Below are 23,560 nucleotides of genomic sequence, written 5' to 3'. Positions count from 1 at the left end.
TCATTATCCGTTAATTAAATTGTAGATTACTTGCGCAGCCTCCGCGCGAGTTGAATTGCCCTTCGGTATGAATCTACCTGACGCACGGCCTCGAACCAGCCCCAACGCCGCCGCTTCCTGTACATCTTCAACCGCCCAGCCCGAGATTTGCGCCACATCCGTAAATGCCGCACCCGTATCCTCCGTCGCTCGACCGCCGATCATTCGATAAGCCTTCATCGTCATCACGACCATCTGCTCCCGCGTAATATTACCGTTGGGATTGAATGTAGCTGCGCCCGTGCCGTTGACGATTCCCGCTTCGTATGCGATGGATACCGCCTCCGCATACCACTTATCCGCGGGCACATCCCCGAACGGCATGACGCCTGTCTTCGTCAGCTTCAGCGCTTTCACCATCATCGCCGCGAATTCCGCCCGCGTAATCGTCCGGTTAGGCTCAAACTTCCCGGCGCTTGTTCCTTGAACGATCTGCTTTTCCGCCAATTCCCGTATGATGGCATAAGCCCAGTGACTTGGCTTCAGATCGGCAAACTCCTTCGCGGGATTAGCTGGCGTTTCAGTGGTATTCGTGCCGTTACCGTCAGGCTTAAGCGGTGTCCCCGGTTCAGTTGTCGTTGCAGACCCGGAAGACGCCGGAGGCTGATTTCCCCCCGATGTTGGAGGCGTTGTGGATGGATTGCCGCCCCCATTGCCGCCATTCCCTTCGCCCTCTCCGCCGCCTGGAGTCGACGGATGGTGATCGATGAATTCGAATCGATCGTAGAGCGCAGGGCTTTTCGAGTCGGCCGTTCCCTGCGTCCACTGGATAAAGTTGTCCCGTCCGTTCTGGTAGTCCGCATCGTTGACCGCCACATTAAATCCGATCGTCTGGCCGAGCGACGGTTTCAAATCCTTCACGTAGGCGCTCGGAATCATTAATTCATAATAGGTCATGCCAGCCGCTTCGTCTCGAATCGCTTCAAAAGGGACTTGTCCGCTTACGTCGCCATTCGGATTGGGCGGGGCCGAATAGAAAATATTCACCAGATGTCTGCCGTCATCACCGAGCGCAAACCCCCATTCGGTATCGGCGGCGCCGTAAGGGGATTCCCGTCTATTCAACGGATCCAGACTGATCTGGATGGAATCGTTCTTCCACAGGTTCGCCGCATTCTCGGATTGCTTGTGTACATTGTCCCGCACAGCTATAGCGAAATACATCCCGGCATCTGTCCACTTCGCATACGCCGTCGCCTCAAGGCCGTTCGGATCGTGGAACCCTGCCGCATTCTGATCATTCCTGCGCAGGTGTACAGGATAGGCATCGCTCCAGTCCTGCAAGTTTCCATCCACCGTGATATCGCCCGACGACTGAATCAAATTAAAGTCCAGAGGCATGGCCTCGTCGTGGAAAATGACTTTGCCGCTCGCCGACTCGTTCACCTGCAGATCGACGAAATAGGCATTAAAAGCCGCAGGCTGACGATACGTCCAACGGAAATCCAATTGTATGCGATCGCCCTTCTTCAGACCGCTGAACGTAGAGGAGGCGACCGGTTCTAATAAAGTGCCGTCCGGCCCTTTCAGGGTAACTTCCCCCGCCTTCTCCGCAGAGGATGTGCCGGTCAACACTACGGATACGACATCCAGATTTTCAATCGTCTGTTTAACCGGAAGAAGCTTCGCGGCCAGTCCTTCCTCAACGGTTAGCTCCACTTTCTTCGTGTCGAACGCCGATCCGTTATGCACGATCGTAAACTCAAGCTCATAGCGCCCTTTAACGGTTCCTTCCGGCACAAGCACTTGCAGTACCCGTTCAAGCTCGCTTTGCGCAGGAATCGTCAGATCCAGGCTATCAAGCTCGGTTTGCGCAGTTTCCCATCCATCCGGCAGCTTTATATGAACCGTTACCGGCTGCGGAGCGTTCGTACTGTTCACGAAGGAGAGATTAAACGCCATCGTGTAACCGGCTTCCCCGTTCACCTGGGTCGGCGTAACGTTGGCCAGCACTCCAATAAATTTAGCCGGTTCGGATGCGACCATCGTCTCAACCGTTCCCGCAAATTCCCGCGCCAGCAAATTATAGGCATAGCTTTCCGCATAGCTGCCTCGCGCGAAAGCCGCTTCCGCCAGTCTGCCATATCGGTTCAGACGAAGAACCGCCGATTCGGAAACGGGCATGACGTTGTATTCGCCTTTCTTGGCATGGAATACAGCAGCCGCAGCTTCCGCTGCATGACTGTAATCCAAGCTATTCGCGCCTATGCCGGAGAGCGCGTACACTAACGCGACCGAAGCGCTCTCCGCCCAATTATATAGGGCCTCCAGCGCAACATAACCGGGAGCGCCTTCGATGGAGCCATTCTCGATCTGTCCGGCGATTTGCGACATAAGCGAATACACGGACCGGATGCCCTGCTCCAATTCCGCAGCCTGATCTCCATTGCCGGCTACCGCCTCGATTTGAGCAGCAATGCGCTCGATTTCGGCCACATCGTCGGCAATAAGCGCAGCGTTTTCCACAGTCTGTACCCGGTTCAGCTTGGTTACGGCTTCTTGTTTCTTGTCTTGCAGCAGCTTAGCCGCAGCCTGGAATACAAACTCGGCCGGCGCTCCCGTCACATAGATCGGCGAACCCGATACATTCAGTTGTACGCGGCCGGCAGCCTCCGACACGGGAACGTCAACGCCGTTAATATCCGTCACCTGCACGCCCGCCGCGCCGAAGGGAAGCGTTAGTGTCGCGGTTGGCGGCTTAACCGCCGGGTTGTCCTTATGGTCCACCTTCTTCCAGGCTGTAAGGACGGGCTGTCCGTCATTCAGAAATAGATGAACGGCAGCATCCGGATTACCGGTATCCCAGTTTCCGATGTAACGCGCTTTATCCAATTGGGTCATCAATTGGTTAACTGCGGCATAAGCGAGCTTCGGCCGCCCGTTATTGTCGGTAATTCCCCAGAAAATATCGTAATAACGGTCGTCGGTTCCGTCGTTTTTGTAATCGTAATACTCGTATGCCTTCACCTGGTCCGTGATCATATAATTCAGAAAGGCGCGAACGATATAGTCTCGTTGAACCTCTTCCGATACGGATGGATAACCGCTCTTCGCAGTCGGCCAGCCGCCCTCGGTCAAATAGTAATCCTTCCAGCCGCCGTAAGCGTCTACCAGGCTTTTCACGCCGTTAACGAGATTTTGCAAGTTGCCGTCTGGCATGGAGTTGTATACATAGGGATGATAAGAATAAGCATCCGCATAATCGTATGAACCCAGTTCAAGCTCTTTGGGCAGGACGCTCAGTACGCTGGAAGTATGATCGCCGGCGAGCAGCATCGCATTCGGATCGGCTTTCTTCATGTTGAGATAGGCAATCTTCTGCAGTTGGACGAATTCCGCGGGAATGTACGGCTTGGAGAAAATCTCCGGCTCGTTCGGCATTTCCCATTGCCTGATCCTGTCCTTGTATTTGGCAACGACATTCGTCACGAAATCTCCCATCGCTTTCAAGGAGTCCGTCCTATTGATCGTGCCGGACTGATAGTTGGCGTTCTTGTCGATCGACAGCACGGTGATCTGATTGAATCCGTAGGAGAACAGCTTGTCCAGCTGCGGCTCCACTCGGCTGTAATCGTAGATGGGCGCTCCCGATAAATCCTTTACGTTTCTGTCCACATCCTCCCACGAAATGCCGGAGCGATGGTGCCGGGCTCCCATCTTGCGGGCTCCATCGATAATATCGTCCTTCCAGTTCAGCGCATAATGAGTGTTTAATCCGAACTTGCTTTCATTGTCCAGATCCAGCTCTCCGACCGGAGCCGCGTTCTTGATAACTGCAAGTCGCATCCGTTTTGACAAGTCCGGGCGAATCGCGCCATCCACCATGAAATCGGTCGAGACCTCATAGGTTCCAATGGCTTGCAGCTGCGGGTCAAACGGCAATACGTCAAAGCTGGATGCATATGCAGCCAACTGATAGTCTTTCGTACCGGATGCGACAATCTCCCGCGCTCCATCCGCACGGCGCACCGTATAATCCAGCTGCACATCGTGCGCTTGCGATCCGGAATCCAAAGCGAGCGCTAGACCGGGCACTTCGTCCTGCGTGTAAATTCCCGCATAATTGCCCGACGGCTGAAGGTCCACCACGAAAGGCGACTGCATCGGCTCGATCGAGAAGTCGTCGATCATCAGGTTAATCCCGCCGACTACGTTCCACTGAAAATAGCCCTTGATAGGCGCGAGCGCATCGGAATCCTCACCGCTGGCGATTTCGACGCCGTCAATGAACAGCTTGTGCGTAATTCCGCTTACTCGAAGCTCGTATTCGTGCCACTCGTCCAGCAGCGACTTGACGTAGTTCGCCACGTAGTAATTGCCGCCCAGCGTCGTCTTGCGCATGATAAAATACTTGGAATTATGCGTCGCCCATTCCATCGCATTGTTGTTCGCGTCATCCGTTGCCCGGTAACGGAACCGCCAAGTATTTTGCACCGCATCGCTTGTTCTGGCATACTTCACTTTGAATTTGGCGATAAAATTGTCCACGTTCTGGTACACGGGAAGGTTCAGCTTGGCGCTGCCCGATCCGTTCAGATTAAGCACCTTATTGCCATCCGGCATCTCGACGACTCTAGTATTGCCCCCCACGGTCCAATCCGCAGGAACCGTATTCGGCGGCACAGCGTCGAAATTGTTCAAGTACGGCTCAATCTGTCCGACAGCGACCACCGCTTCTCCAGACTCCGGATAGCGTGCGGCATTGCCCTCCTCATCCTGAACGGCAATAAAATACCGGATTTTATCGGTTCGGTTCGAACCCGGGATCACTCCGGAATAGACGCCTTCCCCAATCTTAGGAGGCTGTAAAACAAGATCGAGCGAATCGTCACCGTAGCCATAGTGGATTAACGCTGTCGCAGAGGCTGTAGCATTCGCGACGGTAAAAGCTACAGGCATGTCGGCATTGTAGGGAACCTCTATCAACGGCGTGTGCGAGATTGAGTATGGGTCTGTCGCTGCGGCAACCGGCTTAACCGATACCTGCTCCACATTGAGATAGACAGCTGTGCTCGCTGTCAGACTTTTTAATGAAAAGCCGATTCCCCCGGAAAGAAGAGAAGCATCGGAGAAAACGGTTACAAGAGAATTGTCGATATAGAGCTTAAATTCAGCTCCCTTCACTTCAATTCTGTACTGGTGCCAATCCGTCAGATTAAAGCCGTGCAGGACAGCGCCAATGTTCACAGGAGCTCCGACCATTTCTGTTGCCGAGGAGTTCGGATATTTCCACAACTCAACATAGCTGGCATTTTTGAATTCCAGAAAATAATAGCTTGTGCTGGACGAATAGCGGAACATCGTCCTGAAGCGATCGCCTTGCGCCGTAAATTCGAGGTTGTAATCCGCGATCGTGTAAGGCAGCTGCGTCTGCTTCACTACGGCACGCTGAGGTCCCGTCAATGACGTCGATCCTTGCAACTGGGCTTCCGTTCCGGTTCCTTGAACCTGCCATGCCGCGCTGCCGAACAAATCCCAATTGCCCAGCCCTCCGGAAAAATCGTCCTCGTACAGCGAGGCCGGATCCGCCGCTTTCGTCGCAGCCGGGAGCATCGGCAGAATCATAGCAACGATGACCAATATAGACAGGCTCCGTATAAGCCTTCTCATCCGTTAACCCCCTTGAATAATAGTTTGAATGGGACTGTCCCATAAGCAGAGTTGCTTGAGATGATCGATGGATAAAGAAGGGATATGTACCTCCCGGAGACTGCCTCATACGCTCCTGAAATCACCTTGCCACGGGTTTCCCAATTCAAATTTCAGGAGCGTATAGCATCGGAGGGAGGTACATACCCCTGTCACCTTGTTCATCGATTATCTTTCTGAGCAACTTGGTTGGCTTATGGAACAGCCCCTTCGTTCAAGCTGTTATTTTCCCGACTTCACTTTGAAGGAGGCTTCGAGCTCGCTCAAAATTTGCGAACCGCCTTGCGATTTCCACTTTTCCACGAAGTCGTCGAACTTCTTGATATCGCCGCCCATAATGATTTGCGTAAATACGGAATCGCGCATCGTGTTCAACTCGACCAGCTTGGCGATTTTCGTCGGAGATTCCAAGTAGTTGGAGGCGTCTCTGATCTGATACTTGTTATTGATCGCCGTGCCCAGCGATTCTGCAAATCGCAGCGGCAACGACTCCAGATAACGCGGCCAGCCGTTCAGGCCGGGAGCGAACAGATAGCTCTGGATGCCGCGGAAGTGTCCGTCCGGATCCTTCATCGTGGTCGGATCGACCAGATCGGTTACCGCCTTCATCGTGCCGTTCTCGACCTTGTAATCTTCCCCTTCGATGCCCCATACGGTCAGCATTTGGTTTTCAGGGGATAGCGACTCCTCGATAATCGCCAGCACTTTCTTGGGATCTTTCGTCTTTACGCTGATCGCGTTCATCTGGGAGAACGGCGCTCCGGCCGGCGCTACCGCATTCCCGTCCGGACCGACAAGCGAATCCGTCAGCGTTAAATATTTGTACGGTTCGTTGGATTGATCCGGGAGCGTGCCGTCCGCCTTGAGATCGCCGCTCTTGATCAGCATATTCGTCTCAATCTGCGTATCGTATCCGCCCGGCGTAGACCACCAGCCCATCCAGGAGAACAGCTTGCCGCTGTACAGCTTGGTCCGCAGCTGCTCCTCCTTGATCGTCGCAAACTCCTTGTCGATCAGCCCTTCCTTATACATTTGCTGCAGGAATAGAAGCGCTTCTCTCATTTGCGGCTCAATGTCATAGTTGCTGAACTTGCCGTCCTTCTCCGTGAAGAAGCCCGGAGTGACGCTGAACGCGCCGAAGATGTTGTCAAAAGAGTTGTTGGCGTATTTCACGTCGCCGATCTGTGCCGTATATCCGCCAAGCGGAATGACGTCCGGATACTTCGCTTTGATTTGCTTTAGAACGTTGTAATATTCATCCAGCGTTTTCGGAGTCTCGGCGCCGATTTCCTTCAAATAATCCATTCGCATGACCAGGTCCCAACGGTAACCCGCTCCCGGCCCGCCTTGGTAAGGGATACCGTAAATTTTGCCGTTTACCTTCGCCTGCTCGAACGCTTCCGCCGATACTTCACGCATAATGTTAGGCGTATCCGTCTCATTGATCAGATCCGTCAGATCGACGAAAGCGCCCTGCTGCGCATATTTCTGGAAATCGTCGGCGAAATCGATTCTGACGACATCCGGAATATCGCCGCCTGCCATCTTCAGATTAAGCTTCGTTTTATATTGCTGGACATCTACCATCTCGGGAATAATTTTAATGTTGAGCTTTTCCTCAATCGCTTGCTTAACGACATCTTGCGCAGGATCGTAAGGCTTGGAAATATCTTGCGCCTTCAGCCACTTCAGCTCATAAGGCTCCTCCGCTTGGGGCGTTTCCGACGCCGAGGCAGACGGGGAAGACACCGACGATGCCGACGGCGACGGAGTCGCGGACGGCGAAGCGTTGCCGCTGTTATTGTTGCTGCATCCCGTCACCATCAGTACGCCGGTCAGTGCGGCAGCAACGACGCCATAAGACCATTTTTTCTTTTGCTGAGACATGAACAATTGACCTCCTCATATAAAATCCGCTTGATTTATATTTACCCTTGTGGGGATAAACCGGAAGTACGGCAGTACGGACGAACAATTAACCTTTTACAGACCCGATCAGCATCCCTTGTTCGAAAAAACGCTGGACGAACGGATAAATCACCATCATCGGCAGCGCCACGATTACGATTGCGGCCATCTGAATGCCGATTGTGGGCGGGGGAGCCGATCCGGCCGCCTCTAGCAGTTCCGGCGGAAGGCTGGAGCTGGCGATGATGGTTCGCAGGACAAGCTGAACGGGCGCTTTGTGCCAATCCGATACGTAGAGCAGAGCATTGAAGAAATCGTTCCAGTACACGACCAGGTAGAGAAGTCCGACGGTTGCAATAGCCGGCATGGACAAGGGGAGCACGATCCGCCTTAAAATGGTGAACTCGGAAGCGCCGTCAATGGCAGCCGATTCTCGCAAGCTTTCGGGAATGCCTTCGAAGAAGGTTTTCATAATAATCATGTTGAACGCGCTGTAGGCCATGACCAGGATGAGCACGATATTCGTATTCAACAATCCCAATTGCTTGATCGTGATGTAGGTAGGAATCATTCCGCCCCGGAAGAGCATCGTGAGCACAAAATACACCATGATGATCCTTCGTCCCGGCAGCTTCTTCTCTGCCAGCGCATAAGCCGAAGTCACGGTAAGAAACAGCGCCAGCGCAACTCCCCCGACCGTGTTCCGGATCGTATTCCCGTAGGACTGATAGATCATCGAGCCTTCCTTCAACAAGTACTTGTAATACTCCAAGCTGAAGCTTGAGGGAAAAAGGATCATGCCGTTCTTCTCGCTGAATTGGGAGTACGGCGTAATCGACACAGTTAGGACATACCAGAAAGGAATCACAATAATTAAAGTCAACAGTGTAAGCACAACGTAGTTGGAGGCGACGAATGCGGATTCCCCTCTTGTTAGCTTCACGGGTTCCCCCTCCTTGTCAGAAAATACCGGAATCATTGACTTTTTTGGCAATCTGATTGGCGACGAGCACCAGTACGAATCCGATGACGCCTTTGATAACGTCGGCCGCGGCGGCAAGGCTAAGGTTGAACTGCTCGATCCCTACCCGGTAGATGTAAGTATCGAGAATATCCCCCACCTCGAACACCATCGGATTGTACAAATTGATGATCTGATCCAATCCGGCGCTCATCACGTATCCGACCCTTAATATGAAGATGACAATGATCGTCCCGGTAATTCCCGGCAAAGTAACGTGAAGCATCTTCTTAAACCTCGTTGCTCCGTCCACTGTCGCCGCCTCGTACACCTCCGGGTTAAGTCCCGCGATCGCTGCGATATAGATAATCGCCGCCCAGCCCATCTCCTTAAGCGCATCCGTAACGACCAGAATCGTTCGAAAGTAATTAGGCTCAACGAGCAAGTAGGCCGGCGTACCGCCGAAAAACTCAACCGCCTTGTTAATCAAGCCTGTTTCCGGGGAGAGCAGAATGGTAACAATCCCTCCGTATACGACCCAGGACACGAATCTCGGCAAGTAAACGGCCGTTTGCAGCGTTTTCTTAAACCAGCGCTTGCGAATTTCGTTTAGCGAGAGCGCCAATACGATCGGGGCCACAAACCCGCTGATCATTTTGTACAGGCTGATAATCAACGTATTCTTAAAAGCGTTGCGAAACATTTCGGACTCGAAGAGCGCATTGAAATGCTGGAATCCGACCCAACGGCTCGCCGGAAATCCCTGCACGATGTTGTAGTCCATAAACGCGATTCTGATCCCGTTAAGCGGGAGGTAATCGAAAATGAACACCCATGCAAATGCGGGAAGCAGCAATAGATACAGCAGCTTGTACTTCCAAATCTGCTTGAGCCTCCGCCTCGGCAGCGGCGTTTGTTTCTTGGATATCCCGGCGGCAACTCGCTCCATCTTGCTTTCCTCCTATCCTCTCTCTTAAGCCGTCTCCGACGTCATGAAAGTGTTTACAGTGCTAGCTTATCTGAAAAGATAGGGCCGGAAAACCGGAATGGAGAACGATAATACCCGTGAAAAATCCTATTTATCGGATCGGCCGGCCGCTAGAATCATGACCCCTGCGGGAGGAATCTCAAGGGCATGAATGCCTGCGGACAACCGCAATTCGGAACGCTCAACGACGTTCCCCATACAATCTTTGATTTCCATCGGTCGACTCTCGATTCCCGCCATAAGCTCGATATACACCCCCCTACTCCTCGTTCCGTTAACGATGATCATCGTCTGCGACTCTTCAATGTCAATCGTAAGAACCGTACGATGATAGATAGCCGCAATCCACTTGTCCGCGTCGCTTGCGACGACGAGCGGATACAGCAGCTCGGGGTGATAGGGCTCCAGACGACCATTCAGCAGAACGGATCGATGCTCGCGCCAGAAGCCCATCCAATAGGCGACCATCTTGACATGGTCCGCCGGCAGGCGATCCAGCTTGACGGAAATTTGCGGCACCGCAAACAACACGTTGATCAGCTGAAGCGCTGCGCTTTCCACAGGGTCTTCCGGATGCCACATCAGCATATCGGCGTGAACCGCGGTATTTCCGCTCAACAGACGGATGTCCAGGGTGCGCACTCTATTTTCCAAGGAGTCGTTCGGACAGTCCGCCGCCCTGAACATATTGCCGTATTTGCGCATATAGGGCCCGATATAGCTCTGACGAAACTCGATCATGACCTCCGGGTTAATGGCGCGAAGCCGCTCCATCACGTCGGACATCAGCCGATCGACCGCCTCCGGCACGGAAACAAAATCCCGTCCGCCTCCGACTTCGCACTGCTTGCCCTCTGGCAGGTTAAAGCTATCGACAAAGTCCAGCTTAAAGCCGTCCAGCCCCCATTCCCGCATCGCCTGCTCATAGATTCCTATCAAATAGCACCTGATCTCCGGGAAACGCGGATCGACGACTCCCCAGCCGCGCGATTCGACCGTGTACAGCATTTTGTCGCGGAATCGTTCCCAGGCTTTGCTGTGCATGCCCACATAGGGCACGGAATACCACAGCATGTATTTCATGCCGAGACGATGAACCCGATCGACATGGGCTTTCATATCGGGTATTTTGTCCGCGTTAACTTCCCAATCTCCGCAATAGGCATATCCGCGCGCATTGTTGGCGGTTTGCCAGCCGTCGTCTACGATGACCGTTTCGCAGCCCAAATCTTTTGCCAGCCGGCACTGCTCTTCGATGGACTCCGGCTCCACGTCTTGATGGAAGCTGTACCAGGTTGAATACATCGGTTCATAGGCAATCTGCGGTACGGGCGACGGCCGCAATCCCGGAAGCCCGCTCCACCATTGCTGAACCTCGTTCAAGCAATCGTAGTAGGGCAGATCCCGGTAATCGACTCGCAATGTCGCTTCATAGCCATCAATTGGCGGCATCGGCTCTTCGAACAGACGGATCGCGCAGTGAAACTCGGCCGATTCCTCATGGATGCCGGCTTTGCAGACAATCGGGTTAAGCGTGTCCGAGAAAGCAAAGGTCATTCGACTGAGTCCATTGCCGCTGAACAAACTGACGACAGGCGCCGAATTTGTTGAATTGCTTTTATAACCGCCCGTCCAATCCGGGGCCAACCCACGGTTGCGATAACCGTTCGGATGCCACACGCCGTGAATATCCGCAATCGGATGCTTCCAAATCAATTGGAAAACGGGCGGCGTCTCCGGCTCGCTCGCCGTTACCCGGATACGAACAAGAACGACGCCATCCTCGGGCGACTCTACGTTAACCGTTGCCTGAAAATTGCCCCCGCCTCCGGTCAGTTGATAAGCATCAGGTCTTAAATGGTTTAAAATTGGCATACTTGCGGTTCCTCCAGCCTGTTTTAGACAATAAGAAAGTTAGCCCGATTGCAGCATGGCTTCATCCGGCATCGTTTGAATGGTTGTAGAGCGGATGCCTCCCCTAGCGAGGATGGCATCCGTCTTAATCCTATTGCAGGCTGATCAGCCCATAAATCACTTGTGCGGCTTCCGCGCGCGTCGAGTTGCCCTTCGGCATGAACCGGCCTGACGCCCGGCCTCGAACCAGATCCAGCACTGCCGCCTCCTTCACGTCCTTAACCGCCCATCGCGAGATTTGCGCCGCATCTGTGAATGCCGCGCCCGCGACTTCCGCCGCTGGGCCGTCGATCATTCGATACGCCTTCATCGTCATTACAACCATCTGCTCCCGCGTAATATTACCGTTGGGATCGAATGTCGCTGCGCCCGTGCCGTTGACGATTCCCGCTTCATAGGCGATAGACACCGCTTGCGCATACCACTTATCTGCGGGCACATCTCCGAACGGCATAACGCCTGTCTTCGTCAGCTTCAGCGCTTTCACCAGCATCGCCGCGAATTCCGCTCTCGTAACGGTCCGATTAGGCTCGAATTTCGTCGCGCTCGTCCCCAGGATAAGCTGCTTTGCCGCCAGTTCCTGAATTACCTTGTACGCCCAATGCGCGGGCGCCAGATCCGCGAAGTTCTTCTTCACTTCAAGAACGGCGTATTTACTGAAGTGGTGAATGAGCGCGGTCATCTCGCCATCGGCGTATTGTCCGCCGATCCATTCAAGCTGTCCATCGTCGGCGATGTAATAAATGCCTGTCAGCTTCGGATTCATTGAAGCTTCGACCTTCAAGCGAATCACGATCGGCTGATCGAATGTCGTCAGCTTCTTGGTTGTGCCGCCTTCCGTTGTAAGGGTCAAGCTCAGCTCGTATATAGCGCTGCCTTGTTGGATGGCTGCGTTAGAGAATGGCTGCCCCTTGGCAAGAAGCTGTTGCGCATCGGAAGGCTTCAATGACTCAAGCTTCAGCGAGATGACGCTGCCTTGCAGCTCTGCAGCAGAAATTTGCCCTGCCAACTGCTTGAACAATCCTGAGGGAATTTCAAGAACCAGCTCATCCGTCTTCACTTCAAGCTTGTTCTCTCCCAGAAGCGCTGCCGCATTCGAGGGAAGCTTAACCTCCGTCGTATTCGCCGGCAGTTCAACGACGCTTCTGCCATTGGAGCCGTTCTTGAGCGAATCCGCCGGAACGGTTACGATTCCTTCGGATGCAGCCGGAGGTGCCGACGGAACGGTAGTCGTTCCAGTCGCAGGCCCCTGAGGCGTTGACGTCTGACCGCCTCCCGTTCCAGGAGTTTGCCCCGAACCGTCATCCGGGCCTTCGTTTCCGCCTGGCGAGCTATCGTTTTTAGCCGTTACGGCGACAACGCAGGTTTCGCCGAATTCGCCGTCGACCGTCGTTACCGTAATCTCGGCAGTACCCGCACTAACGGCAGTTACTTTGCCGTTGCTGTCCACGGTTGCAATCAACGGGTCGCTTGTCTTCCAAGTAACCGCTTTGTTCGTTGCATCGGCCGGATTGACTGTGGCAAGCAGCGTCGCCGTATCGCCCACATTAAGCGCTAATGTATTTTGATTCAGCGATACACCGGTCACCTCAACCGTCACCGGAGCTGCGACAATCGGCATAATGCGAACCTCGTCTACGAGCAGGTTAACTTCCGGGCCGACGCTTTTCAGAGCGTATCCAACCCCTCCGGCTTGCAGCGATGCATCGTTAAAAGTCGCGATCAAAGTATCGTCAGTAAATAGCTTGAACTCGTTCCCGTACACTTCGAACTCGTATCGATGACTCTCCGTCAGATTAAAATCCGGGATCAGCGCTTGGATATCTACAGTCGTCCCCACCTGAGACGGGCTGGAGGAATCCGCGTACTTCCACATTTCTACAACATCGACGTTCACGTTTCTCTTGAATTCCAAGAAATAATAGTTCGTTCCGGAAGTATATCGGAACATCGTCCGGAAGCGATCCGCGGTTGCAGTGAACGCCATGCTGTAATCCTGCGTCGTGTAGGGCAGCAGGGAGGCTTTCACCATGATGCGCTGAGGCCCCGTGAGCGTTGTCGAACCCGCTAGCTGAGATGCTGCGCCGCTGCCCTTGATCTGCCATACTGTGCTGCTGTACGACTCCCAATTGGCGATTCCCTCTTGAAAGCTGTCGTCCAGAAACGGTTCAAGGACTACAGTGACCGTACAATCCGCAGTGAAGGAGCCGTCTTCCGTCGTTACCGTAATGACCGCCATTCCCGGCGCGATCCCCGTCACCTTGCCGCTTGCGCTAACTGTTGCAATAGACGTATTGCTCGAATTCCAGGTTACGTTTCTATTCGTGGCATCCATCGGCTCGAAAATGGCTTTTAGGCTCGCCGATTTCCCTGCGGCTAACGTAAGTGTCGAGGGGCTCAGCGTAACGCCGGTAGCATCGACAATGACATTCGGATCTTTATTGGAGATCGTCCAGCTCGCAAAATCATAAGTTAAGGCTTCGCCGCCCTGACTTGCGGTAAATATCTCCGAATCGATATCCTGCTGCAGCCACGGCGTGTCAAAGAGCTTAAACGAAGCATAGTCGATCGCCGTTCCGTCGATCTTGTGCGTATTGTTGTAAGATCCCGAGGCTAAGTCGAACGTAATGTCCATGACATGTCCGCTTAAGTTCGTATACATGAGCCGCGGGTTGGCATCGTCGATGTGCGAGCTGTCCAACGTCGTCCTCGTAAGAATCGCATTCTTGAAGCTGTCCAAGTCCGAATATTCCGAGGCATCGGCCGTCTCCAGCACCCAGCCGTTCTTGTCCGCCTGACTGCGAAGAATGTTGTAACTGTAAGACAGCTGCGCGGTCGGATGCAATTGAGCCGTCGTCTTGACTTTGTTCGACGGATCGGTAGGCGTCTGATAATACCAGGAATACGGCTTGATCATCTTAAAGGCAAAGTACATCGACCCCGTATCGCTAAACACCCATTCGGATTGCTCTTCCTTCTTCTTGATCGACCCCGTATCCGGATACATGGCGTTAAGGAAATTGTCCGTCGCGCCCGGTGCGCTTAACGATTTGAACACGCCCACAGCCGCTTTTTCATCCTGCATGATTCGGTGGTTCTCCGGCTGGTCGTAGTTCCCGATCGGGCTGGTGCCCTGATCGGCGTTAACTCTGAATAAGGAATCCGGCGATGAGGAATGCCAGCGCAAGGCGACCGGAATATCTTCGATCCAGTTATCCACCCGGTTGTACGTCACTTCCGTCGCCAAGCCCCAGGTCGGCTTAACATACGCTTGGCGGTAAGTTTTCAGATTGCGACCGCTCGAGTTTTGCAGGTTCGTCTTGCGGTAAGTGTAATCTTTGTCCGTCAGCTGTCCGATTCGAATCGCCATATCCGGCGGCGTATAGGTCATGCTTGGCGCATAAACCATGCCCAGATACTCGAGATACGGCCGGTAAGCGGAGGGCACCATCGCATCCGACTCTCCGATCGTTTCCTGCGCGCGGTGTGCGCCGAAGTACATCCAGGACAGAGCCGTATGGTCAACGCCTCTCCATGACGGATCGCTTACGGATACGCTGTCGCCTTTGGCCCGATTTGACGTGGAAATAAACTGGCCGTCGATCCAGTCGTTCGCCCACTCAAACCACATCACGTCCATGGCCATTTTTACCTTTTGCTTAAAATCCGGCTCATCCGTATATTGGTAGATTGCGTTCAGGCAAAGATAGGTCATAAACGTGTATTCCGGACTCTCGTATTCCGCCCAGCCATCATGTACGCCCGCGTCTATCATCTCTTCTATATTGGCTCTGTTCATCGCTTTCAGCGTTGCCCCCGAGTTGCCTCCCCCTTCGTTATAAGGAACGGTCCGAGGGTAGGCGCCTACGAGATCCACAACGTCCGGCAGGTACTGGCCTACGAGATAGCCCGATACATAGTTGCTCATCCTGAGATTCTCAGTCTGGTTCAGCTTGGCGTACTTATATCCTGCGAAATAATCTTTGACATGCTGCATCATCGTGCTGTCGAACTGGTCTCCGACCAGCAGATAGGCATACATTTTGGAAACCGTCTTGTACTCCTCCCAATCGTGGGTTTTGTACATGTCGTCCAGCTTCTTCAAGTTTCCGGCTACATTCTGGCCATCGAGAATTTGCGCCACGTACTGAACAATGTTCATGGGTCCGCCGACTTCCGACATCGCCTTGGTTTTGTTCCATAGCCATTGCTTGCGGGTTTCGATCGTTCCCGGAAAAGGGGAATAATTGCTCTCCTGCGGCGGTACGTCTTCGATGCTGACATCGCTGAATTCCGTCACGCTCAGCCGATTAACGTCGTGACTCGTCAAAGCCAATCCGAAGTAAACGGTTTCAGGCAAACTGACGACTTCTTTCTTAACCAATGTCCAGTTCTCTCCGTCCGCGGAATCGTACGCGCTGATCACATTGCCTATACGAACCAGCTTCACCCAATAAGGAGCCGGCGCCGCGGCGCCCGTCGTTAAAGTCGAAGCCCCTCCTGGCGTTAAGCGATCCTCGAATACAACGCCGTTGGAAGGCGAGACCGCCATCATAGCATGACGGGATTGAGGCGATATGCTTTCGCGAATCATGACGCCGGCCTTGGTCCATGCAACCGTGTTCTCCATATTGGCGACGCGCGCAACGATTTGTCCGTCGCCTACCCATGGTCGGTACATATAATGGAAGGAATCGTCAGTGCCCCATATGTCGGCTCCGGAAGCTTTAAGCGTGAACGTTGCTGTAGACTCATCGTAAGTCGCGCTTCCCGCCAATCTGACGCTGCCGATGTCCAAATTACCGAACGGCTCCGGCAATCCGCCAGCGGAAGGATTCGTCGTCACCGAGATTTCATTGCTGGCACCCGAGATGTTGGCGACCGCGTCTCTTGCCTTAACCGTATATTGATAGGTCGTATTCGGAGTTAACCCGCTTGCGGTGTAGCTGGTCAGCAATCCGCCCACAAAGCCGATCAATTGGCCGTTCTGGTATATATCGTACCGGGTAACGCCGACGTTGTCCGTCGCTTCCGTCCAGGTCAGATTAACGCTCGTATCCGTCTTGCCGGACTCCGTCAAGTTGGCGGGCGCCGTTGGCGGCTCGGTATCGACCTCCGCCGCATCCTGCATGACTTCATATACAGCCAGGTCGGTGACCGCAATCGCTTCATCCGTGCCGCCCGAATTGACGCGGACGGAAAATTCCAGCTTGAAGGTCGAGATCAACCTCTGACCGCCGTTCGGCACGATTGTCATCCGGTAGCTGGCGATATCGCTATCATTCACGGTCAGCATTTCATTCGGCGCCGCGTTCTTGTAGGCCGCCGTATTTGTTATGGTCGACTTGTCCGGTACAGGGAAACGGGGAATCAGCACATTGTCGTAATTGCCGAATTGCACCCGCGCGTAAATATCGTTGTTGATCGGTTTATCGCTGGCAGCGGTGCGCTTGAGCTTATATTCCAATACAAACTCAACCGGCGCGGACCCGACCGGCAGCGCATAAACTTGGTTGATCCGGGAGACAAGCGCCCCGCTAGCCAATTGGTAATAAAAATAGCCGCCCTGGTTTTCGTTGTTCACCGACGAATCGCGAAATTCAACGGCATTTTTGCCATCGATCTGCACGATTTTCTGAGAACCGCCGTTTGCGCTGTTTTCCAAGGTAAAAGGACTCGTGCCGCCGGCAAATTGCGTATCCATATCTTGAGTGAGCAAATTCACCCATATTTCGGACTCGCCCTTCGCGGCTTGCAGCGCAGGCATATTGGCGAATGCAAGCACAAACGCCAGAAGCGCGCTTACGATTTTCCTGCTTTTCATAACCATCCTCGAGTTACCTCCATTGTTTAAGAGAATTAGGGTAAAACGAATGATAAGAAAGCGCTTTACAAATTGCTTAAGGCTGGCTGCTCTACACCTCCGATAGGAAGTTGAGTATTCGCTTGATCAAGCCGAATACTCAACCTGCCATCTCGATCCGTCTCTATTTCTTCAGAAACTCGTCGATTTGCTTCTGAAGCTCGGTCTGGATCTTCTTCAAGTAGCCTTCCCCTTCGGATTTCAGCTCGTTCCAGGTTTCCGTCGGGTCCATCACTCCGTTAAATAAAGCCGAATAATACTTGTCCTCGATTGCGTTGTACAGAGAAACCTCGTTCGCGACAGGCTCCGGATCGAAGGAAAAGCCGGTCAATACGCTTGCGATCAAGTTGTCTGCATTGGCGTTGAACTTGTAATGCTCAATCGATACGGGGTCGAAGCCCGCATTCAAGCGATCCAACGTCGGGTTCCATACCCATGCATAAGGGAAGAAGCCGTATTTGCTATCCGGGAGAGACTTGTATTGGTCGTCGCCAATCGCTTCGTAGTTCCTTCCCTCGATCCCATAAGCAAGCAGATCGTAATTTTCCTTCTTGGCCGTCCAGTTCAAGAACATCATGGCGCGTTCCTTGTTCTTGCTCACCTTAGGAATCGCCTGGAAGTTCGCCTGCTTAAAGTTTGTCGTTACTTTGCCCTTTTCCAGCGGCATGAACGTTACAGCCTCCACTTCGGCGCCAGGCGTATTCTGCGAGATTGCCGTCGATATTTTGGTAGGCACGCCGAAGTCGTTCGTGGCATAGATCGCGATATTGCCTGCCTCGAAGATCGTATCGGCATCCTTAATCGCCAGCACGTCCGGATGAATCAGCCCTTCCGTATACAGCTTGCGGGCCTCTTCAATCCATGACCACACCATAGGGTCCATCTCGTCGAACAGGTTGTACACCTTGCCGTCATTGTTTTTGTAATGCAGAATAATACTCTGTCCCAGAGCGTCCGATCGCAAAATCTCGGGACTGAAGGTCATGAACGATCTGTACGCGCCCCAGGCCTGATCCTTCTGTCCGGGAAGACCTTTGGCCAAAATCGGGATGATATTCTTTTCGTTCTGTTTGATCTTGTACGCAAAATCGATCAGCTCTTCATAGGTTTTAATTTCCGGTACGCCGTATTTTTCTCTCAAGTCTTTGCGAACCAGATAGGTTCTTCCGTTCAGATGCGAGTTGCCGAGCGGAAGCGCGTAGACTTTGCCCTGGAATTTGTTCGCATCGAACATTTGCTGCGATCTGACGGCTACGGCGTCTTGTCCGTACTTCTCAAGCAGCTCCTCCAGCGGCTCGTAATAGCCCGCGGCAATCATTTGTTCCATGTGCAGCCACGGCGCATCGAAGATCAAATCCACATTCTCGCCGGATGCCAGCATGACCTGCGTTTTCGAAGCAAGATCGGACCAAGGTATGAATACAATATCCAGCTTCACGTTGATCGTGTCCGCCATTCTTTTCTCGGCTTCGGCAATGACCAAATCCATATCCGCCGGGCGATCCCCCGGAATGATGATCTTCAGCGTGACCGGATCGAGCTTCGCGCCTTCGACGGCAGCCGGGCTTCCCGTCTGTTCGGCATCGCTTTCGTTGTTCGAGCTGGAGCTGCAGCCGAGCGCGATCTGGACAAGCAGCAACATCATGAGTACTGCCGCAATGGACTTCTTCATCTTGCGTATTCAACCTCCCATAATAGTTTGTATCTATGCTCAACCGAACGATCTCGGTACAAGCCTACCCTTTTAGCGCGCCAATCGTAATGCCTTTCACAAAAAAACGTTGAATAAACGGGTACAGGAAAATAATCGGCCCAATCGTCAAGCACACGGTCGCCAACTGCACGCCGTATGTCGGTATGGCCTGGGAGTAAGTCGTCTGACTTCCTCCGACGTACGAATTGATATTTACATTCGAGATGATTTGCCGAATCATAATCTGCAGCGGATGGAGATTATGGTTGTCGATAAACAATAACGCCAGATAGAAATCGTTCCAATATTGCAGCGCATAAAATAAGCTCACTGTCGCGATAACGGGCTTGGATATCGGAATAATGATTCTAAAAAAAATGGTCAGGTCGTTGGCCCCGTCGATTGTCGCCGCTTCGTTGATCTCGTAGGGCAGGGTGCGGAAGAACGACACCATGATAAAGGCGAAAAACGGGTTCAATAGATAAGGAAGAATGAGCGCCCATAGCGAGTCCTTCAATCCGAGCGTATTCGCGACCAGAATATAGAAGCCGACGAGCCCGGCGCCGAATACCATCGTAAAATAAGTCATGAAGGATAAGTAATTGCGGTATTTCACTTTCTGGTGGGCCAGTACGTAGGCGTACATCGATGTGATCAGGATGGCCAAGCAAGTTCCTATTAACGTCACCGAGACTGTAACCGCATAGCTGCTCGCGATCTGTTTGCCGGCCATCGTGTATTGGTATGCATACAACGAGAAGTCTTTGGGGATGAGCTGCATCCCGTGCAGTTTAATGCTGCTTTCCGTTGCAAACGAGTTCACTACGACCAGCCAGAAGGGAATGAAGCAAAGAAGAGCGAATACGCCCACGAATACGTAAATGCCGTACACAAAGCTTCTTTCCCACAGCGATCGATCTTCTTTCACGCGATTCAAATTCATGGTGCTCCCCCTTAGAACAAGCTCGAATCCTTGTCGATCTTCTTGGCGATTTGATTAAAAATAACGATTGTAATCAGGCCCATCACCGACTGATACAGCACGACGGCGGAGGATTTGCTGAAATCGCTCAATACGCGCAGCGCCCGATAGGTGTACGTATCAATGACATCGGTCGTTGAGTACAAGGCGCTATTGTCGCCGATGATGCCGTAGATCATCCCGAAATCTCCGTAGAAAATGCGGCCCACGCCAAGCAACCCGAGCACAACGACAACATTGCGGATTAACGGGAGCGTAATGTGATAAATTTGCTGAAGCCGCGTCGCGCCGTCTATTCGGGCGCTTTCGTAATATTCCCCGGAAATGCCCGTTATCGCGGCCAGAAAAATAATCGAATAGTAGCCTGCGAACTTCCACACGTAGATTAGCGTCAAGATTCCCGGCCATACTACAGGCTTCAGGTACCAGTTCACAGGGCTTAAGCCGTACGTCTCCAGGGTTCTGTTAACCACGCCATCGGTCGTGTTCAGGAAGGCGAACGTCATCATGCTGACGACGAGCCAGGAAATAAAATAAGGAATGAAGATAAACGATTGGGCAAGCTTCTTATAGAGGAGATGGCGAATTTCGTTCAGAAACAAAGCCAGCACAAGCGCAATCCCCAGACCGAATACGAGGAACAATCCGTTCAAGAAGATCGTGTTTAACGTTACTTTGTACCAATCGCTGCTCATAAAGAAAAACTTGAAGTTGTCCAACCCGACAAATTGACTTCCCCACAACCCGTCCGCCAGCCTGTATTTCTTAAAAGCGATTAAGTGCCCCGTCAGAGGCAAATACGCGAATACGATCAGGAAGATCAAGCCCGGCAGCGCCAATGCATACAAATACTTATTTTGTCTAATCTCTCTAAAAAAGCTCATCGTGTCACACCTGCTTCAGTATGTTGTGTGTGTCCCTCGTCAGGCTTAATCATAGGCCGTCATGCAAAGCAGCGTACAGTCCTCATCCTGGAATTCGGTGCTGAAATCGGCGAAAATACGGGTTCTGATTTCGGAAGCGAGGTTGTCAGAACGGAAATCGGCCTTGAACGGCAAACCAAAAAAGCGCTCTGGCTCTAGGCCGGACACGCTTTTGAGGGTGGTGCGTTGATTTGGACTACTGTCTTTCGCGATACTGACTTGGGGTCATCCCGGTTGCTTTCTTAAAGGCGGTAAAGAAGTTGCTCTTCGTCTGGAAACCCGATCGCTCGCCGATATCGGTTACCGTCCAATCGGTCGTCTCCAGCAATCCTTTCACTCGGCTAATCCGTTGTTCCATAATATAATCCGACAGGGTGGTCTCGAATACTTCCTTGAACAGCTGCCTAATATAGCGCGTCGACAGCGATACGTGCTCCGATATCTCTTCGATCGTCAGCATCGGCTCATGCAGATGCGTCTTCACATAGTCTACAATTTCCGTCACAATCTCATCGCGGCGGCTTGAACCCTTCTTATTGCTCAAGTCGTCCATCATTTCCTTTAAGCCCTGTCCAAGCCAGCCCCTGATTCCGCTTAACGTATCGAATCTCTCCAGAATATTCTCGATCCCTTCTACCGATTCGACCGATGGCAGCTTATTAAACGTTTTGAACAGCGTATACAAAATCAATGACAACTGAAACTTGCTTTCGGCATAATGCATCGTTTGCAGATGTCCGAAGATTTGATCCAGGCTTTTGGTCACCTCGTCCGCTTTGCCCATCCGGATTCGCTTGATCAGCTCCTCCAACATGTTATCGTCCGGCAGCGGCTGAACGCGCTGCATATAAGCTTCAAAATCCTGCTCGAGATAGACCTTATCTTCTCCGGATATGAATTTAAGCATCGTCAGCTCGTGAACATAGTCGTAGATGCCGCGCAGATCGTCGCCGAACGAATTGGCCCCGCTTAAAGCAACCGTTACGCGAACCCTTGTCCACTTGTCGATCTGTTTCCCGACCTCCTGCATGACCTCGACAAGCTCCTTCATCGAAATGTCGGACCCGGATATCAGCAGCGCAAGATGATCGCCGCCCATATCTACCGATTCCGCCTGCCAGTGCCGATTAAGGATTTCCTCGGCAATGTTGCCGATTGCGTATTTCATCAGCTTGCGGGAGGCGAAATTGTAGCGCTCCTGAAATATGCTGTATTCATTAATTCGCAGAACGCTGAGATGCAGCTTCTCTCCTCTGAACAACGCCGTCTCTTCGTGAAGATAGCGCTCGACCGGCGCGATCAGCTTGCCTTGGACGATCCATTGTCTAAGATACTCCGTCTTGATCAAGCTCTTGTGCTCCCGCATAGAGATGTCCAACTGGTCCACTTGATTCGTCAGCAGCTCGATGCCATATCGAATGACCTTGTATTCTTCCCGCAGACCGTCATTGGTCTCGCTCTTGAGCTTTAAGCCGAATTTCATCTCCAGTTGATCGGCTAGTTGGGCGTATGGACGATAAGTACGTCTCGAGTTCCAGAACAGAATCCCCAGCAAGAGGACGGCGAATAAAGCCGCGATCAGAAGCATCCTGTTCCGAAATGAATTGAAATCGGCAAGGATTTGCTTATACTTCGCCGTATTGTACAGCGTCCAGCCTTGCGGCTCGATATGGGCGTATTGAACGGACAGCAGCTCGCCCTTGTAGGTGTGCTTAAAGCTGCCGGCCGCGAATTGTTGGGATTTTTGGGCCAACTCGGCGTACAAATCCTCGGAACCGTTCGCTCCGAGTACGGTTTGCCCGTCGCCGTCCAGAACGAACGATTTCGTTCCCAACTGCTGGTCGTCCTTGAGCAAATATTGCTCCAGCAGCTTGTTATCCATCAGCATAACCAAGTACCCGAACGATCGCTGTCCGGACGGCACGGTCGGAATGATCAGCGCTAGCATCTTCCGGCCCATCGTTTCGTGCACAATAAAATTCAGATAGGATTTTCTCGGCTGCTGAATGATCGCCAACATCTCTTGATCGGAGAACCGCTCGAACGAGGATATCCCGTATTTTAAATTGATCGCATTTTCGGTGCGCATATTAAATAAATAAACATTGGCGATGAACGGTTCCGTGGACATATAGTTCGTTGCCGATTCGATCGCATCGACCTGGTGCGCGGAATTCTCGGTCATGTCCGTCAGCCACAGATTAATGCTTTTATTCTGGTACATATTCAGGCCGTATGCGATCATTTTCTTGAACAGAAACTTGGCGTTCTCTTGCGAGTGAACGACCTCGGTCTGACTGGCTTTATCGATTTGCTTCATCGCATACGCGGAAAATTGCCGGGAAATCAAATAAACAAAAGGAATAGAAACAACGGAAAAGAGAATGCAAAGCACCAGGAAAATCCGCACGTATTTCTGCTTCGGAATTAACCGCTTCATTGCTGCCACTCCTCGGATATCGGATGCCAAGCTCGGTTATCTCCGAAAAAGTATAGATTGTCCCCATTAAAGTTACAAGTATTGATACCGGAACTCCGGTCCTCATTGCGGAACTTTCCGACGTTCAGGAAGCCGTACCGGCGGTTGAGCCTTCCGGGAACAGACAGAGGACCGTCCCTCTAAACTCCGGGACGGCCCTC

At 52.5% G+C, this 23,560-nt stretch carries 10 protein-coding genes; all 10 read right to left on the bottom strand.

Features of this window, described 5'->3' with window-relative positions; translation table 11 throughout:
* Positions 1–3 precede the first annotated feature (3 nt).
* Positions 4–5,649, bottom strand: coding sequence for an S-layer homology domain-containing protein (locus J4772_RS26475; protein WP_209072093.1), 5,646 nt, complete (start codon positions 5,647–5,649; stop codon positions 4–6).
* 261 nt (positions 5,650–5,910) lie between these two features.
* Positions 5,911–7,575 (bottom strand): extracellular solute-binding protein, encoded by a 1,665-nt coding sequence (locus tag J4772_RS26470; protein WP_209072092.1) that lies wholly within the window; start codon positions 7,573–7,575, stop codon positions 5,911–5,913.
* A gap of 88 nt (positions 7,576–7,663) precedes the next feature.
* On the bottom strand, positions 7,664–8,539 hold the full coding sequence (locus tag J4772_RS26465) for a carbohydrate ABC transporter permease (RefSeq protein ID WP_209072091.1): 876 nt from the start codon (positions 8,537–8,539) through the stop codon (positions 7,664–7,666).
* Between the two features lie 16 nt (positions 8,540–8,555).
* Complete coding sequence (locus J4772_RS26460; protein WP_116064541.1) at positions 8,556–9,506, bottom strand: ABC transporter permease; 951 nt, start codon at positions 9,504–9,506, stop codon at positions 8,556–8,558.
* Positions 9,507–9,632: 126 nt separating this feature from the next.
* The gene (locus tag J4772_RS26455) at positions 9,633–11,420 is read right to left on the bottom strand and encodes a glycoside hydrolase family 36 protein (protein ID WP_209072090.1); all 1,788 of its coding nucleotides are present in this window, start codon (positions 11,418–11,420) and stop codon (positions 9,633–9,635) included.
* Between the two features lie 130 nt (positions 11,421–11,550).
* A complete protein-coding gene (locus J4772_RS26450; protein WP_209072089.1) occupies positions 11,551–17,289 on the bottom strand; it encodes an Ig-like domain-containing protein in 5,739 nt (1,912 codons plus the stop codon).
* Positions 17,290–17,446: 157 nt separating this feature from the next.
* Complete coding sequence (locus J4772_RS26445) at positions 17,447–18,994, bottom strand: extracellular solute-binding protein (protein ID WP_209072088.1); 1,548 nt, start codon at positions 18,992–18,994, stop codon at positions 17,447–17,449.
* Positions 18,995–19,058: 64 nt separating this feature from the next.
* The gene (locus tag J4772_RS26440; protein ID WP_246016904.1) at positions 19,059–19,958 is read right to left on the bottom strand and encodes a carbohydrate ABC transporter permease; all 900 of its coding nucleotides are present in this window, start codon (positions 19,956–19,958) and stop codon (positions 19,059–19,061) included.
* An 11-nt stretch (positions 19,959–19,969) separates the two neighbouring features.
* On the bottom strand, positions 19,970–20,881 hold the full coding sequence (locus J4772_RS26435; RefSeq protein WP_209072087.1) for an ABC transporter permease: 912 nt from the start codon (positions 20,879–20,881) through the stop codon (positions 19,970–19,972).
* A 235-nt stretch (positions 20,882–21,116) separates the two neighbouring features.
* Complete coding sequence (locus J4772_RS26430; protein WP_209072086.1) at positions 21,117–23,360, bottom strand: AraC family transcriptional regulator; 2,244 nt, start codon at positions 23,358–23,360, stop codon at positions 21,117–21,119.
* Positions 23,361–23,560: the final 200 nt, after the last annotated feature.

The organism is Cohnella sp. LGH, assembly GCF_017671885.1.
Classification (GTDB): Bacteria; Bacillota; Bacilli; order Paenibacillales; family Paenibacillaceae; genus Cohnella; species Cohnella phaseoli.
Note: the sequence above shows the minus strand (reverse complement) of the source record. Positions and strands in the feature narration are given on the sequence as shown.

Bases quoted from the DNA above. Each gene is read 5' to 3' on its own strand.
- J4772_RS26455 (WP_209072090.1), bottom strand. From the start codon at position 11,420: ATGCCAATTTTAAACCATTTAAGACCTGATGCTTATCAACTGACCGGA.
- J4772_RS26440 (WP_246016904.1), bottom strand. From the start codon at position 19,958: ATGAATTTGAATCGCGTGAAAGAAGATCGATCGCTGTGGGAAAGAAGC.
- J4772_RS26435 (WP_209072087.1), bottom strand. From the start codon at position 20,881: ATGAGCTTTTTTAGAGAGATTAGACAAAATAAGTATTTGTATGCATTG.
- J4772_RS26460 (WP_116064541.1), bottom strand. From the start codon at position 9,506: ATGGAGCGAGTTGCCGCCGGGATATCCAAGAAACAAACGCCGCTGCCG.
- J4772_RS26475 (WP_209072093.1), bottom strand. From the start codon at position 5,649: ATGAGAAGGCTTATACGGAGCCTGTCTATATTGGTCATCGTTGCTATG.
- J4772_RS26445 (WP_209072088.1), bottom strand. From the start codon at position 18,994: ATGAAGAAGTCCATTGCGGCAGTACTCATGATGTTGCTGCTTGTCCAG.
- J4772_RS26430 (WP_209072086.1), bottom strand. From the start codon at position 23,360: ATGAAGCGGTTAATTCCGAAGCAGAAATACGTGCGGATTTTCCTGGTG.
- J4772_RS26450 (WP_209072089.1), bottom strand. From the start codon at position 17,289: ATGGTTATGAAAAGCAGGAAAATCGTAAGCGCGCTTCTGGCGTTTGTG.
- J4772_RS26470 (WP_209072092.1), bottom strand. From the start codon at position 7,575: ATGTCTCAGCAAAAGAAAAAATGGTCTTATGGCGTCGTTGCTGCCGCA.